Origin of the sequence: Planococcus sp. A6, assembly GCF_028823615.1 — a bacterium.
In the GTDB taxonomy this organism is placed as follows: Bacteria; Bacillota; Bacilli; order Bacillales_A; family Planococcaceae; genus Planococcus.
Window position 1 is genome coordinate 43,815 of record NZ_JAPEHT010000002.1, and the last position, 14,306, is coordinate 58,120.

At 47.0% G+C, this 14,306-nt stretch carries 19 protein-coding genes; all 19 read left to right on the forward strand.

The window, feature by feature from the left end; all coding sequences use genetic code 11:
• The first annotated feature begins 349 nt into the window (after positions 1–349).
• The 19 genes from ON064_RS00685 to ON064_RS00770 all read left to right on the forward strand — a co-directional run bounded on the left by ON064_RS00685 (position 350) and on the right by ON064_RS00770 (position 14,275).
• Positions 350–841, forward strand: coding sequence for a hypothetical protein (locus ON064_RS00685; protein WP_274623194.1), 492 nt, complete (start codon positions 350–352; stop codon positions 839–841).
• 117 nt (positions 842–958) lie between these two features.
• Complete coding sequence (locus ON064_RS00690) at positions 959–1,447, forward strand: phage holin family protein (protein WP_274623195.1); 489 nt, start codon at positions 959–961, stop codon at positions 1,445–1,447.
• 2 nt (positions 1,448–1,449) lie between these two features.
• A complete protein-coding gene (locus ON064_RS00695; protein WP_274623196.1) occupies positions 1,450–2,571 on the forward strand; it encodes an N-acetylmuramoyl-L-alanine amidase in 1,122 nt (373 codons plus the stop codon).
• Positions 2,572–3,032: 461 nt separating this feature from the next.
• On the forward strand, positions 3,033–3,395 hold the full coding sequence (locus ON064_RS00700) for a YolD-like family protein (RefSeq protein WP_274623197.1): 363 nt from the start codon (positions 3,033–3,035) through the stop codon (positions 3,393–3,395).
• Between the two features lie 229 nt (positions 3,396–3,624).
• On the forward strand, positions 3,625–4,059 hold the full coding sequence (locus tag ON064_RS00705; RefSeq protein ID WP_058380632.1) for a BrxA/BrxB family bacilliredoxin: 435 nt from the start codon (positions 3,625–3,627) through the stop codon (positions 4,057–4,059).
• Positions 4,056–4,325 carry a hypothetical protein gene (locus ON064_RS18370; RefSeq protein ID WP_342455301.1) on the forward strand — a complete coding sequence of 90 codons (270 nt, stop codon included), beginning with the start codon at positions 4,056–4,058 and terminating at the stop codon, positions 4,323–4,325. The genes ON064_RS00705 and ON064_RS18370 overlap by 4 nt, the downstream gene beginning before the upstream one ends.
• Before the next feature lies 1 nt (position 4,326).
• A complete protein-coding gene (locus ON064_RS00710; protein WP_342455302.1) occupies positions 4,327–4,836 on the forward strand; it encodes a class I SAM-dependent methyltransferase in 510 nt (169 codons plus the stop codon).
• Between the two features lie 590 nt (positions 4,837–5,426).
• Complete coding sequence (locus ON064_RS00715) at positions 5,427–6,020, forward strand: YpjP family protein (protein ID WP_274623198.1); 594 nt, start codon at positions 5,427–5,429, stop codon at positions 6,018–6,020.
• Between the two features lie 122 nt (positions 6,021–6,142).
• Positions 6,143–7,084, forward strand: a complete 942-nt coding sequence (locus ON064_RS00720) for a thymidylate synthase (RefSeq protein ID WP_274623199.1) — start codon at positions 6,143–6,145, stop codon at positions 7,082–7,084.
• 19 nt (positions 7,085–7,103) lie between these two features.
• Positions 7,104–7,601, forward strand: coding sequence for a dihydrofolate reductase (locus tag ON064_RS00725; protein WP_274623200.1), 498 nt, complete (start codon positions 7,104–7,106; stop codon positions 7,599–7,601).
• Positions 7,594–8,313, forward strand: a complete 720-nt coding sequence (locus ON064_RS00730) for a lysophospholipid acyltransferase family protein (RefSeq protein ID WP_274623201.1) — start codon at positions 7,594–7,596, stop codon at positions 8,311–8,313. The genes ON064_RS00725 and ON064_RS00730 overlap by 8 nt, the downstream gene beginning before the upstream one ends.
• 63 nt (positions 8,314–8,376) lie before the next feature.
• Positions 8,377–9,216 (forward strand): DegV family protein, encoded by an 840-nt coding sequence (locus ON064_RS00735; RefSeq protein ID WP_274623202.1) that lies wholly within the window; start codon positions 8,377–8,379, stop codon positions 9,214–9,216.
• A 29-nt stretch (positions 9,217–9,245) separates the two neighbouring features.
• The gene (locus ON064_RS00740; protein ID WP_274623203.1) at positions 9,246–10,043 is read left to right on the forward strand and encodes a GDSL-type esterase/lipase family protein; all 798 of its coding nucleotides are present in this window, start codon (positions 9,246–9,248) and stop codon (positions 10,041–10,043) included.
• Positions 10,044–10,054: 11 nt separating this feature from the next.
• On the forward strand, positions 10,055–10,630 hold the full coding sequence (locus ON064_RS00745) for a YpmS family protein (protein ID WP_058380640.1): 576 nt from the start codon (positions 10,055–10,057) through the stop codon (positions 10,628–10,630).
• A gap of 16 nt (positions 10,631–10,646) precedes the next feature.
• A complete protein-coding gene (gene msrA / locus ON064_RS00750; protein ID WP_274623204.1) occupies positions 10,647–11,177 on the forward strand; it encodes a peptide-methionine (S)-S-oxide reductase MsrA in 531 nt (176 codons plus the stop codon).
• Positions 11,174–11,599 carry a peptide-methionine (R)-S-oxide reductase MsrB gene (gene msrB / locus ON064_RS00755; RefSeq protein WP_274623205.1) on the forward strand — a complete coding sequence of 142 codons (426 nt, stop codon included), beginning with the start codon at positions 11,174–11,176 and terminating at the stop codon, positions 11,597–11,599. Before msrA ends, msrB begins: the two co-directional genes overlap by 4 nt.
• A 52-nt stretch (positions 11,600–11,651) precedes the next feature.
• Complete coding sequence (locus tag ON064_RS00760; RefSeq protein ID WP_121297509.1) at positions 11,652–11,867, forward strand: YozE family protein; 216 nt, start codon at positions 11,652–11,654, stop codon at positions 11,865–11,867.
• Positions 11,868–11,936: 69 nt separating this feature from the next.
• A complete protein-coding gene (gene deoD / locus ON064_RS00765) occupies positions 11,937–12,641 on the forward strand; it encodes a purine-nucleoside phosphorylase (protein ID WP_121297508.1) in 705 nt (234 codons plus the stop codon).
• A 104-nt stretch (positions 12,642–12,745) separates the two neighbouring features.
• On the forward strand, positions 12,746–14,275 hold the full coding sequence (locus tag ON064_RS00770; RefSeq protein ID WP_274623206.1) for a lmo1851 family serine protease: 1,530 nt from the start codon (positions 12,746–12,748) through the stop codon (positions 14,273–14,275).
• The last annotated feature ends 31 nt before the right edge of the window (positions 14,276–14,306 follow it).

Consider the following 14,306-nt stretch of genomic DNA (forward strand, 5'->3'; position numbering starts at 1 on the left):
TAACCCATAAGCAGGCTGAGGATATTATAAGTACGGAACAGAAAGAGTAACTTAGGAACAAACTGCGCGATAAACAAAACAGCATACTCCGCAAAGAAGGGTGTCCGTTACCAGCGGGCATCTTTTTAAATGCCAAAAAAAAAAAAACGAAAGAAAAATATAAAACACTAAGAGGAGGAATTTTTTTGACACCAAAAAAAGGGGTACTAAACGAAAAAAATAACAAGGAGCTTAAATTTATGAATGGTAATAACTGCATCCTGCAAATTAAGGGGAATAAAGGAAATTCAGAAAAGGTTAAATAATTTAGCGAAATAGAATACACTGTATTAAAGGGGAGTGTATTCTATTGGCAAAAATACTCAAAAGCATTGACAGCATAGGCCCTGGCATACCAGGAAATTTGAAAAGTAAAATACAAATTGTAGCTACGTATGCATTAAATGAGAGAGAAGCAAAAATAATGCATGCTTCTTTAAATGCGGTATCAAAACAAATAGTATGTGATAAATTAACAAAAAAAGAATTAAGAAACCTGATTATCTTATTGACGGAAAAAGGATCTTATTGTGTGGAAGATGACTTTTCAATGGGGAGTCTTGCAACTTACGCTGTTTTCAGCATACAACCTTGGAGAGACAAGGAATGGACTGATTACAATCTCTTAACATGCTTTATAGAAGAATTCACTCATCATTTTTGGGGCATTGAGGATGAAGAAGAAGTGAAGTATAAAGTTCTCGAAATCGTAAAAAATCACGTAGACTCTGAGATTTTTTTTGAAGACTTGTTTCTAAAGGACTGGAAAAAAGGATACCCCCATTTATATGAAGATGAATAAAAAATAGACGATACGCATAAATTACAAGAGCGTCCATTGAGGGCGCTCTTTTTATATACGAAAAACAGATAGAAATGAATTAGGGGGTCCATTTTTAAAATCGAAAGGAAGATCATAATGGACAATTTGTTGTTATTAAATCTCGGAGGTGCTGATTTGGAACATTTGGAAGTAGCGCGTATGTATTTATTTGGACAGGTCAAGTTTTTGGATTTTCTGATGGTGCTGATGGCATTTGACATCCTAACGGGAATCTTCAAAGCGATAAAAAACGGAAATTTGTGGTCGAGAAAGAGCTTGTTCGGCTACGCTCGGAAGATTCTTATTTTTGGTGTAATCATTGTCGCCAATATCATCGATCAGATTTTGGGTCTGAACGGGGCGATCACGTACGCGACTGTTATTTTCTACATCGCAAATGAAGTGTTGTCGATTACAGAGAACCTAGCAGAGATCGGCGTACTGGTACCGAAAGAGCTTGCCGAGAAGTTGAAGGTGATGCAGCCAGGAGAAAACGGTTCGCTGGGCAGCCAATTGAAAGAAGAAATGGCCGGTAGCAAAGTAGATGAAGAGCTTCAAAAAGCGAAGAAGAAAGAGGGGGAGTAATAATGCCGAAAATCATATTCTTTGCAGGACACGACCACGATACATGGGAAAAAACCGGGGGCAAAGGAGTTCGGACCAATTTAGAAGCAGATGGCGTTTACGAAGAATTCGACACGAACTTCATCATTGCTAAGGGCGCTGTAGATTTACTTCGCAAAGAAGGATTCACAGTCCTTTTCCCTCAGCAAGACAAACGCCGAATGACATTAAAGCAACGTGTTGACTATGCGAATGCGCACGGCGCCGATCTAATGATTGATGTCCATAGCAATGCCTCAGCCAGCCGGACAGCGACGGGCGCGGCGGCGTTCTATTGGTACAATAGTGCAGCTGGTAGAAAGGCGGCAGACATCTTCGCTAAGCACATTAAAGCAAACGGATTGCCAACTTGGTCCGGGGGCACATACGCATCACAGGCGATCGGTTGGTCGTCTTTTTATATGCTCAAATACTCGGAGATGCCGGCTGTTCTTACGGAAAGCTTTTTCTTCACAACGCGCTCGGATTTGGAGAAATACTTGCTCAATCCAAAGGTTCAAAAAGTGCTCATGAAGATCCACGCGAACATTGCCCTGGAGTTCTTCGGCAAGAAAGCACTCGATACAGCACTCGATTCCGTCGTGCTTCCTGATGGCCGAGAAGTCGTGAAAATTGGCAGCCGCGGAGCCGAAGTGAAGTATGCTCAGATTGCACTCGGTAGACACGAGTTTGAGACAGATGTCGACAGCATCTTCGGAAAAGACACAGATAAGAAGACAAAAGCTTTCCAGGAAGCAAAAGGGCTAGTAGTAGATGGAATTATCGGGGCAGCTACATGGACCGAGCTTGAGAAGAAGCCACAGGCAAAACCAGTGGTTAGTAAACCAGCACAAAAGGAGGAAGAAGACATGGAACAAACAGCGGTAGTAATCAACGGGACAGCAGATGCAGGCGCGGCGACACTTTTGGCATTTCAACTTGGATGCGGTGTGTTTTTTCGTAAAGATGCCGAGAAGCGTCAAGTTGCCAAAGAAATCTATATCGCCGGTGGTGGCAAAGGGAAAATCAAAGGTGACAACCTCATTGATCTATCCGGCAAGACGCGCAGCGATACAGCCAAAAATGTGACAGCTAAACTGAAATAAGAATAGAATAAGAATGAAGTAACGCTATATTATTACGCAAAAGCCCCGCGGTGAGATTGGAGTCCTCACTTGCGGGGCTTTTTTTTATTTTTCGAGATAAATGTAAACGTTAGTAGAATGTCTATAGGTGTCGTAAGCGAATTTAAAACCTGCGATCAACTCGGGACCGGCGCCAGCTGTAAATTTTAAGTAATGGTATACTTTGTCGAACTCTCTTGTATCAGGAAAATCTGCACCGCAGTACGCGTACCTGGAAAGAGTGCCCACTCGAAAGTCATCGTTTTTAAATTGGTAAAGCCACTCCCTAAATGTAACGTCCATCAAACTATCCCCTTTGCATGTTATAAAGATAGTATATCAATATCAAGTACTTTTGATACAGTTATTTTTCATTTTATAGGTTATTTTACTCAAGTGGCATGGTATATTAAGAACGAATGTTCTTATAAGGAGTGATGGAAGTGAGTATAAACAGAGATCGTAAAATGGTAGGAGACGTCCAGGATAGAGGAGCATTGAAGTGGACGGCCCTCATGCTGCCGGAACACATTCGAATGCTCAGGGAGTGGAAGGAAGAAGATAACCGTGTCCCGAAACCCGAACTGGATGAATTTGATTTGCATGCGCTTCAAGAGAATATCGAAATTGCGATTGTGCGAACTTGCCAAGCAGAAATTCAAGTTTGGAAGGATAATCAACTTCACTATTACACCGGCATGATTATTAGTATGGACATTCACACGCGTACTATTGTTTATGATGATTCTTTATCAACCAAAAGATTATCTGTGGATGAGATTACTTCTGTGAGGTTAATGGATTAGTTTGTGCATCCTTTGGAAAGATGCACGAAAACTTTATTTATCATTAGCTAATGATAAAATGGGGTATGTAGACAGTCATATAATAGAAGAAACCAAATCCTGAAATACTAACAAAAAAATCACATTTCAAACGGCAAGATATGAAAGTCGGTGAAACTGCGTTATAGTAAAAAGTGAGTAACCCCTTTAAAACAAGCGAGAACACTAATATATGAAAGTAGGCGAAACCATGCAAGCATACGATGAGTACATGAAAGGCATTGTCGTCCCAATGCGCAAAGAATTAACGGAATCCGGATTTACGGAATTGACGACTGCAGAAGACGTCAACGAACATATGAGCAATTCACAAGGAGTAAGTCTTGTAATCATCAACTCGATCTGTGGATGTGCCGCAGGGCTTGCACGCCCAGCTGTACGTGAAGCGGTGGAATTGGCTGAGCACAAACCGGACCATTTGGTAACAGTATTTGCTGGACAAGACAAGGAAGCGACAGCGCAGATGCGCCAGTATTTCGAGGAAGTGCCGCCATCGTCTCCTTCGATTGCCGTTGTAAAAGACGGGCAGCTTGCACATTTCATTCCGCGCGAAGAAATCGAAGGCTTTGAAATGGAACAAGTGCGTGATGCCGTGAAACAAGCGATCGAGGAAGCAGCGCAGTGAAGACGATCGTCACGACCGCTTACCGGCCGACTGAAGTGACCAAGCGCCGTGCACAAGAGACCGCACAGTTCCTTGGCCTGCAGGCAGTCGAGCGCAATAAGCGGCCGATCTACAAACTGCACGAAGAACTAGCTGCGGACGTCATTGTCTGCAAAAAAGAACGGCTCGAGCTTTATCCAGTCGGACAAAGCGAGCCGTTTCTTTTTTCATCCCAATTCAGCGGCATTTCGCTCGAAGCGGCCGTTAGAAAACGATCCGCTCGTTGAAGTGTCAGGACTCGAGCCGGGCGACGCCTATCTGGATTGCACGCTCGGCATGGCGAGTGATGCGCTCATTGCTTCGCTTGTCGTTGGGGATAGGGGAAGAGTGGTTGGTTGTGAAAGCGACCCGGTCATCGCTCATGTCATCAGTGAAGGCTTAAAAAATTATCAGGACATGCCGAAGCTGCACGAATCGATGAGGCGCATCCAAGTCGTCCCGCAAAATGCGGTCGATTATTTGAAGGGCCTTGATGATGATTCCTTCGATGTCGTTTACATGGACCCAATGTTCACAGAACAAATTGCCGAAGCGTCGAACTTTGCGCCGCTCCGGAACAACGCGGATCACGGGCAATTGACGGAGGAATGGGTAGAGGAAGCGAAGCGCGTTGCAAGAAAAAGCGTCGTCTTGAAAGCGCATTTCCGCTCGACTGATTTTGAGACGTTCGGCTTCAATCGGCGCGTGCGCCCGAATACGAAATTCCATTTCGGCGTCATACAAATGAATAAGAGCTAATAAAAAATCTCCCAATAAGGGAGATTTTTTTAGAGTGTTGAAGAAGTCTGTAGTCCATTATAAATTAAACGAAGATTATCTTTTCCGCATTCAAAAATCAATGTTCTATTTAAGTATTTGAAGAAGCGTTCGCTCGTAAACCCTTTTGCTCAATAATGCTGAGCATTACTTTCGCAAAGATAATGTCTCCCGTAGGTCGACCTTATCTTTCCTGTGGATTAGTGAGACGGCCTAGACCCCGCAAGACGCATAGCGGCTGAGGAGGCTTGGACGCGAGCCCACGGAAAGCGAGCGATAAGCTTCGAAAAATACGTGCCCATGAGTTTCTCGATATCATAAAAAAATCTCCCAAAGCGGGAGATTTTTTTAGTCTGTAAAGGATAGCGAAGTCAAATACACAAGCATAAACAATAGACCCAATCCAATCAATAATGACGCGTCCATGAAAATTCCTCCTTTTTGAAAAAAACAAGGCGTACTTACTCGCTTTATTGTACAATGAAATGGAACAAGATGAAACCTTTCCACTTAAAAATCGTTTATTACTATAACTATCTTGACAAAATGTTCAAAATTGAGGGTGATGTTTAGTGAAGAGTTGGTGGCAGAAGTCCTTGATGGTTGCTGTAACGGTTCTGACGCTAGGAGCCATTACGCCAAACCATATGATTTGGGAGTCCTTGCTCGATGAAGAGGATAGCCCAAAAACGCATGCAAGCCAAGGGCAAACGAAACAATATACGATAGAATGGATAGACCCGGAAGAATATTATGTGACGACCGATTCGATTTTGGCCGATTTCCGCCAAGCAGCAGAAGAACAGTCCTATATGAAATTCGGATCGCGCATCGGACCCGTAATCGACTCGGAATTCCGTACGCGCATTTTGCCGACGATCCAGGACGTCATCGACACGGAACTGGCTGCATACGGCAAAGACAGATTGCGTAATTTGGCGATTTCCGAAAAACCGTCCGGCGACCACGCAGAGAAAATTTTCCACGTTTATGACAAAGACAGCGGGCAAGATGAAATCCGTTTCCATGTGCGTACAGAGAAAAAGCCGCTCGAAGGCTATTCATTCAATTTCCATTACCATTTAGCAAGCGATCAGTACCAGCGCCACATCAGCATCGGGGACATCTACTGGTCCAAAGACACCCCGCCTAAATGGCTTTCTTGAAACCGTTATCATCATAACGGTTTTTTTTAATGCCCTCATTTTTTCTGAAAACATGGTATTCTTAAAGTTTTTCTTATTCGAGTTGTTTTTGTTATGATGTTACTAATAATGGAGGGAATTGCATGAAACAATATTTAGCGTTGTGTGAACATATTCTGGAGCAAGGAGCCAAAAAAGAAGACCGCACGGGAACCGGGACGCTGAGCGTATTCGGCCATCAGATGCGTTTTGACCTGGCAGAGGGCTTCCCGCTCATGACCACCAAGAAAACGGCGTTCCGGCTGATCGTCTCTGAACTTCTCTGGTTCATCAAAGGCGATACGAATGTCCAGACTTTATTGAAGGATAATAACCACATTTGGGACGAGTGGGCATTTGCCCAGTGGGTCGAGAGCGATGAATACGACGGGCCGGACATGAGTGATTTCGGCCGGCGGGCACAGCGCGATCCGAAATTTGCGGAACTGTACAAACAGCAAATGACGCTGTTCCAGGAAAAAGTGCTGGCTGATGACGAGTTTGCGAAAAAATACGGTGATTTGGGGCCGGTTTACGGCAAGCAATGGCGATCGTGGGCGGCGACTGACGGCAGCCAGATCGACCAGCTGAAAAATGTCGTCGAATCGATCAAGAACAACCCGGACTCGCGCCGCCATTTGGTAACGGCTTGGAATCCGGAATTCATCGATGATATGGCGCTTCCGCCTTGCCACATCATGTTCCAGTTTTACGTGGCAGACGGCAAATTATCATGCCAGCTATACCAAAGAAGCGCAGACGTCTTTCTCGGCGTGCCGTTCAATATCGCATCCTACGCACTTTTGACGCATCTGGTCGCCAAGGAATGCGGGCTCGAGCCTGGGGAGTTCATCCACACGACTGGCGATACGCATCTGTATGTGAACCATTTAGAGCAAGTGCAGGAGCAATTGGGCAGAGAACCCAAAGCCTTGCCATCTTTGAAATTGACAGAAGGCAAATCGATGTTCGACATGAGCATGGAAGACATTCAAATCGAGGGCTATGACCCGCATCCGCGGATCAAAGCGCCTGTTGCTGTATAACGGCCAAGGAGGAGAACTTATGATTTCATTAATGGTGGCGCACGACCCGGATCACGTAATCGGCAAGGACAATCAATTGCCGTGGCATATTCCGGAAGATTTGGCCTATTTTAAAAAACACACCTTGGGAAAAGGCATGGTAATGGGGCGCAATACCTTCGAGTCGATTGGCCGGCCTTTGCCAAAGCGACGCAATATCATCGTGACGCGCAACACGGAATACACAGCACAAGGCGCAGACATCACCCATAACCTGGAAGATGCCATCGAATTGGCCAGAGAGCAGCACGACGAAGTAATGATTATCGGCGGCGAGCAGATTTTCCGTGAAGCCTTGCCGATCGCCGATAGGTTGTATATTACACTGGTTCACCAAGCTTTCGAAGGAGACACGTTTTTTCCTGAATACGGAAGGGAATGGAAGTTAGTATCGGAGTCTGAACGCCAACACTCGAACGGCATCCCGTATTCGTATTTGGTGTACGAACGAAGCGCAGGGGGAGAATCAGGTGATTAAGTCCGCCCGAACATTTTCCTATCTATTCGGCTATTTACCGATTGCTGCCACCAATTTGGCGAAATTCAAAAAGCGTAAAGCGGGCATGAGCCAAGAGGAATACAGCAAGCTGATCCATAGCGAACCCCAGAAATGGGCGTCAGGCATCATGAAGCGGACGGGCAGCCAGGTCGAAGTGAGCGGGCTCGATTATTTACCGGAAGGGCCCGTGTTGTTTGTCAGCAACCACGAAGGTAATTTCGACATTCCGGTGCTGTTGTCGTCGATCCCGAAACCGTTTGGCTTTATTTCCAAAGAAGAAGTGAGGAAATTCCCGATCATCCCAACTTATATGGAAGAGATGAATTGCGTATTCCTAGACCGTACCGACCGCCGCAGCGCATTCAAGTCCATCACCGATACCATCGGAAAGCTTCACGAAGGCCATTCCATTTTGATTTTCCCGGAAGGCACGAGAAGCAAAGGGCAAGGGCTCAAGGAGTTTAAAGCAGGATTCATGCGCATCGCGAAAGAAGCTGGCGTACCGGTTGTGCCGATCGCCATCGAAGGCACATCGCGCATAATGGAAAACAACAATAACCAAATCCGTCCGGCCCGTGTAAGGGTTCAAGTGCTTGAACCCTTAACTCCGCAAGAGCTGGACGCTGCGGGCGTGAAAGCGGCGCAATTGGTCAGAAGCCGCATTGAACAAGCGCTGGCTGATGTTCAGTAAATCGTTTGTGTGAAAAGCTAATCCCGTTAACACCCTATAAGTAGATGAAATGGAAGTGATCGAATGTCGAAAATTCACATTGTAACGGATTCGACTGCTGATTTGAAAGCAGAAGAAATAGAAGCATACGGGCTACACGTCGTTCCGTTATCGATCCAGATCGGGGGCAAGACCTATCTGGACCGTGTCGATTTGGAACCGGAAGCTTTTCTTGAACTGATGAAGAATTCAGATGAATTCCCGAAGAGCTCCCAGCCGGCTCCAGGCGTTTTCAAAGAGCTCTATGACGAACTCGGCAAGGACGGAAGCCAAATCATTTCCATCCATATGACCGGGGGCATGAGCGGTACCGTGGAATCGGCGCGCACCGCTGCGGAATTGACGGATTCCGATGTCACCGTCATCGATTCCCGTTATATTTCCCATGCCCTGACGTTCCAGGTATTCGAAGCTGCCACTATGGCAAAGCAAGGCAAAACCGTCCAGGAAATCGTCGAACGCGTAGAGCAGGTGCGGCGCAATACGAAACTGTATGTCGTAGTCGATACGCTCGATAATTTAGTCAAAGGAGGGCGCATCGGCAAAGGCCGTGCGATGATCGGATCGTTCTTGAAAATCAAGCCGATTGCTTCCCTTGACGACGGCGAATACACCCCTGTCGCCAAAATGCGCAGCCATAAGCAAGTGGTGGATTATTTGGTGAAAGATTTCGCTGAACGCACAAAAGGCAAAGTGGTCAAAGGTGTCGGAATCGCCCAGGCAAATGGCCAGTCGATGGCCGAGCCGCTGCGCGAAAAAATCAAAGAAACCGGCTTTACCGCCGTACGATATGATTTCACGACTCCGGTCATTTCCACGCATACGGGGATTGGCGCCATCGGGTTCATGTATTACACGGAGTAAATTAAAAGAATCATAAAGGAGAGACGGACGTGAAACGCATCCTGTATATTGTCATCGCTTTATCGATTGTGCTTGCGGGATGTGCTTCAACGTTCAATTTCGGTAAAGAAGAAGCGGCGCCGCGCTTGCCGGTGGAATTCACCCCTTACACCGTCCCGCCGAACTTCATCCCGCAAACTGTCATCATCACGGCCCTTGGCGATTCTTTGTCACAAGGCGTGGGCGATACGGAGAACCGCGGGGGCTATGCCGGCCGTCTGGCGCTAGAAATGGCGGAATGGCCGGGGGTGGAAGGCATCGCCCTTGAAAACACGGCGAAGCGCGGCAGAAGAAGCGACCAATTATTGGCACTGTTCCAGCAAGGCAAGCTGTCCGGACCGTTGCTCGCTTCGGATTACATTTTCATGACGATCGGCGGCAACGACGTCATGCGCATCGTGAAACGGGATTTGTTTTCGCTGAATATCGATGCATTCACCGAAGAGTTAATTCTTTACCAGAACCGCTTCGAGACCATCTACACATCCATCCGCTCGTTAAATCCATCTGCGCCGCTCATCGTCGTCGGCCTGTACAATCCGTTTTCTCTGGTGACGGATGAAGTGGAGGAATTCGATCAAATCATCGCCTCCTATAATGGAGTCATGCAAGAAACAGTGGAAGACGATCCGCATGCCTGTTTCGTCCCTGTCAGCGATTTATTCGTCGGCAACGAGAATTTGGTATATCATACCGATTTCTTCCATCCGAACAGCAAAGGCTATGACCTGATGGCTGAGCGGGTATCGGAAAGAATGGAGCAATGCGGAATCAGCTTCCAAGGATAGGAGGTGGAAAGATGAAGAAATGGCGTTTTGCCTTTTTCGTGCTATTGGTGTTGAACCTTATTGCCGTCATTGGATTTTTCCTGTTCATTACAACACCATCCGATAATTTTAAGACCTACCAAGCGGAAAGCAGCCCGCCGCCAGAAGGCAATACCGTCGTCGTCAATACGACCAAAGCCGATTTTGAAGGCATTGCGAATACCTATATCGCTGATGCGATGGAAGGCCAGCCGATGCCTTTGCGCCTGTCGGTGACCGATAATGTCAGCTTGTCGACCGAGTTGACGGTCTTTGGGGTGACCTTGCCGATCTTGTTGACATTCGACCCGGTCGTGCTGCCGGATGGCAATTTGCTGTTGGAACAGCGTTCGGTCGAAGTCGGACGGCTCGACATACCACCGGAATCAGCGTTAAAATTGCTTCGAGACTCCGTGGATCTTCCAGAATTTATGGAAGTACTGCCGAAAGAAGAGGAAGTCGTGTTGAATCTCACCGAAATTCCCATCAACGGCGGCGTTTCAGTACGCGCAACATCGTTCGATCTTGAAGAAGACGACATCCGTCTTTTAGTAACGATTCAGCCATAATGTGAGGAGGAGTAAAATGAAGACTGAAAAAGCGACATTTGCCGGCGGCTGTTTTTGGTGCATGGTACAGCCTTTTGATTCGCTCGAAGGCATCGAAGCTGTCGTCAGTGGCTATACAGGCGGCGATTTGCCGAATCCGACCTATGAGCAAGTCTGCACAAACTTGACCGGCCACCGGGAAGCTGTTGAAATCACGTTCCAGCCGGAGCTTTACCCTTATGAGCAACTGCTAGAAGTGTATTGGTCCCAGATCGACCCGACCGATGCAGGCGGCCAGTTTTTCGACCGCGGCGATTCTTACAAAACCGCCATTTATTACCATACGGAAGAACAGCGGATCGCTGCTGAAAAATCCAAACAGCAATTGGAGCAGTCGGGTAAGTTCACTAAACCGATCGCAACGGATATTTTACCGGCGAAGGAATTTTATCCAGCCGAAACGTATCACCAAGATTATTACGAGAAAAACCCAACGCATTATAACCGCTATGCGACAGGATCCGGTCGCAAGGCATTTATCCAAAACCATTGGGGGGAATCGAAATGAAAGACGATTTGAAAGCGAAATTGACGCCGATGCAATACCACGTCACGCAGGAAAACGGTACTGAACCGCCGTTCCAAGGCGAATTCGACCAGCATTTCGAAGAAGGCATCTATGTCGACATCGTCTCGGGCAAACCCTTGTTCAGCTCGAAAGACAAATTCGACGCACATTGCGGCTGGCCGAGTTTTGCCAAGCCGATCGAAGGCGAAGAAGTCAAAGAAAGCTTCGATACGAGCCACGGCATGAGACGGACTGAAGTGCGTTCTGCTTCAGCCGATTCGCATCTCGGCCATTTATTCCCGGACGGGCCATCTGAACTTGGGGGCTTGCGTTACTGCATCAACTCCGCAGCATTGCGTTTCGTTCCGAAAGATCAATTGGAACAACAGGGCTATAGCGAGTATTTGCAGCTATTTGAATAAAAAGGCAGCCTGGACTCCGGTCCGGGCTTTTTGCTGAAAGGAGGGGCCTCTCGTGAATCGCTCGTTTTATCAATTTGCATTGAAATACCGCGGCAAGCTTGTACAGGATGAATATTCCCAATTTGCCGAGGCGATGTTTTTGGACCACAGCTTTCCGAAAACGAGTACGGATTTCCAGGAGATTTCGCAATACGTCGAAGAAAAGGCGCATCCCGTTCTCCAAGCTTCCACATTCGACCGCATGTGGGAAGAATACGAGGCAGGTTGAGGCTCTTCATTGCACTTAGCTAAAAAAAACAGTATGATTAAATCGACTAAAATAAAGTGAGGTTTTATGATGAGTGTCCACATTAATGCTAAAAAAGGCGATATCGCCGATACAATCCTGCTTCCTGGAGATCCGCTACGCGCGAAGTACATCGCGGAAACATTCCTTGAAGACGTAACATTGTATAACGAAGTCCGCAATATGTTCGGCTATACGGGTACATACAAAGGCAAACGCATTTCCGTTCAAGGAACGGGCATGGGTGTCCCGTCGATCTCGATCTATGTGACGGAATTGATGCAAGAATACGACGTGCAGAAATTGATCCGCGTCGGCACGTGCGGTTCGATCCACAAAGATGTCAAAGTGCGCGATGTCATTCTTGCACAGGCAGCTTCGACGGATTCGAAAATGAACGACATCATCTTCAACGGCATCACGTATGCACCGATCGCCAACTTCGACCTTCTGCAAAAAGCTTATGCAGCCGGGCAGGAAAAAGGCTTGAACTTGCGCGTCGGGAACGTATTCACAGAAGACGTCTTCTACAACGAACACGCAGAGCACGAAAAATGGGCGCAATACGGAATTCTAGGCCTGGAAATGGAATCTTCCGCATTGTACACGCTAGCAGCGAAATTCGGCCGCAAAGCGCTATCGATTCTAACAGTCAGCGACCATCTATTGACTGGTGAAGTAACATCTGCAGAAGAACGCCAAACAACTTTCAACGATATGATTGTTGTGGCATTGGACGCAGCGATCCAAGACTAACAGGAAAAAAGACTGTCGAGGCAGTCTTTTTCTTTTAACCCCGCCAAGTTTCGGAAGAGTGTTTGAAACTTGCTGTCAGGTGAATGAAGAAAGTGGTGAAACATATGGACGAAAAGCGACCGGGCGAAGAACAACAACCCGAAGCGCAGGCGGCAGAGGAACCGAAGCCGCATTTTATTCGAATGAAAACCTTCTATTTCATTATGCTCGTCTTCTTCTTGATTATCGCGACTGCGGGCATCACCGTTTTCGCTTTAACTTTCGGAGAAGATAAAGCAGTGGAAGTGAACAGCCCTGAGCGCCAGGAATTCCAGAAGTTATATTCGGCTTATGACCAGATTGAGCAGGAGTACTTCGAGGAAGTGGAACAGGAAGAATTAATCAATGGGGCCATCAATGGCATGGTGGATGCACTTGGCGACCCGTATTCCGATTATATGGATGAAAAAGAAGCTGCCCAGTTCATGGAAGGCATTTCCTCCAGCTTTGAAGGAATCGGAGCAGAAGTCCAAGAGCGCAACGGTTATGTGACGGTTGTTTCGCCGATCAAAAATTCACCGGCAGAAAAAGCAGGCGTCTTGCCGAATGACCAGATATTGGAAGTTGATGGAGAAAGCATTCAAGGTTTTTCTACGACTGAAGCGGTCATGTTGATTCGCGGTGAAAAAGGAACCGAAGTGACCTTGACGATCCAGCGCGGCGAGAATGCGGATCCGATCGAAATTACGATTGTTCGTGGTGAGATTCCGATCGAAACGGTGTATGCGGAAATGGTCAATGACCAAGTCGCCCACATCAATATCACCAGTTTCTCTGAAAACACATATGATGAACTGCAGAAAGCGATCGCTGAAATGGAAGAACAAGGCATGGAAGCAGCAGTCCTTGATGTGCGTCAGAATCCAGGCGGCTTGTTGAATACAGCACTCGATATTTCGAACTTGTTCATTGAAGAAGGCAAGGAAATGTTCGAAGTGCAGGCAAAAGGCGAAGAGCCGGAAGTGTATTTGGCTACAGGCGGCGATAAATTGGATATCCCGGTCACATTATTGATCGATGGAGGCAGTGCATCGGCTTCTGAGATTTTGGCAGGAGCGATGAGCGAATCCGCGGATGTTACTTTGGTCGGAGAGAAAACCTTCGGGAAAGGGACCGTTCAAACAGCGAATGACCTTTCGGATGGTTCGAACTTGAAGTTCACAACCGCCAAATGGTTGACTCCGGATGGCAATTGGATCCACGAAGAAGGCATCGAGCCGGATGAAGTGGTTCCATATCCAGAATATGCATCCTTGCCTTTCCTTGACCCGTCAGTCGAATTAAAAGATGGCAGCATATCCGAACAAGTACAGACGGCAGAAAAAATGCTGGATGCACTCGGTTATGAAGTCGGCGAAATCGACGGCGTGTTCGAAGAAGAGATGGAGCAGGCAGTTATCGAGTTCCAGGAAGCGAACGATCTTGAAGGAGACGGTGTATTGACCGAAGACACGACGTATGCGGTCATGGACCAATTGCGCGAAAAGATCAATACGGAAGATCCTCAGCTCCAGGAAGCAACAGATATCCTGATGGAGCAGGCTGGCTTAGCAACGGAAGAACCGGCGGATGAAGAAGTCGACACAGAAGAATAAGTTTGTTGAAAAGGCCCGCTTCCGGCGGGCC

What these genes read in the sequence shown, in the direction of transcription:
- ON064_RS00695 (WP_274623196.1), top strand. Translation starts at nt 1,450, where the DNA reads ATGCCGAAAATCATATTCTTTGCAGGACACGACCACGATACATGGGAA.
- ON064_RS00735 (WP_274623202.1), top strand. Translation starts at nt 8,377, where the DNA reads ATGTCGAAAATTCACATTGTAACGGATTCGACTGCTGATTTGAAAGCA.
- ON064_RS00705 (WP_058380632.1), top strand. Translation starts at nt 3,625, where the DNA reads ATGCAAGCATACGATGAGTACATGAAAGGCATTGTCGTCCCAATGCGC.
- ON064_RS00720 (WP_274623199.1), top strand. Translation starts at nt 6,143, where the DNA reads ATGAAACAATATTTAGCGTTGTGTGAACATATTCTGGAGCAAGGAGCC.
- deoD (WP_121297508.1), top strand. Translation starts at nt 11,937, where the DNA reads ATGAGTGTCCACATTAATGCTAAAAAAGGCGATATCGCCGATACAATC.
- msrB (WP_274623205.1), top strand. Translation starts at nt 11,174, where the DNA reads ATGAAAGACGATTTGAAAGCGAAATTGACGCCGATGCAATACCACGTC.
- ON064_RS00745 (WP_058380640.1), top strand. Translation starts at nt 10,055, where the DNA reads ATGAAGAAATGGCGTTTTGCCTTTTTCGTGCTATTGGTGTTGAACCTT.
- ON064_RS00725 (WP_274623200.1), top strand. Translation starts at nt 7,104, where the DNA reads ATGATTTCATTAATGGTGGCGCACGACCCGGATCACGTAATCGGCAAG.
- ON064_RS00690 (WP_274623195.1), top strand. Translation starts at nt 959, where the DNA reads ATGGACAATTTGTTGTTATTAAATCTCGGAGGTGCTGATTTGGAACAT.
- msrA (WP_274623204.1), top strand. Translation starts at nt 10,647, where the DNA reads ATGAAGACTGAAAAAGCGACATTTGCCGGCGGCTGTTTTTGGTGCATG.
- ON064_RS00770 (WP_274623206.1), top strand. Translation starts at nt 12,746, where the DNA reads ATGGACGAAAAGCGACCGGGCGAAGAACAACAACCCGAAGCGCAGGCG.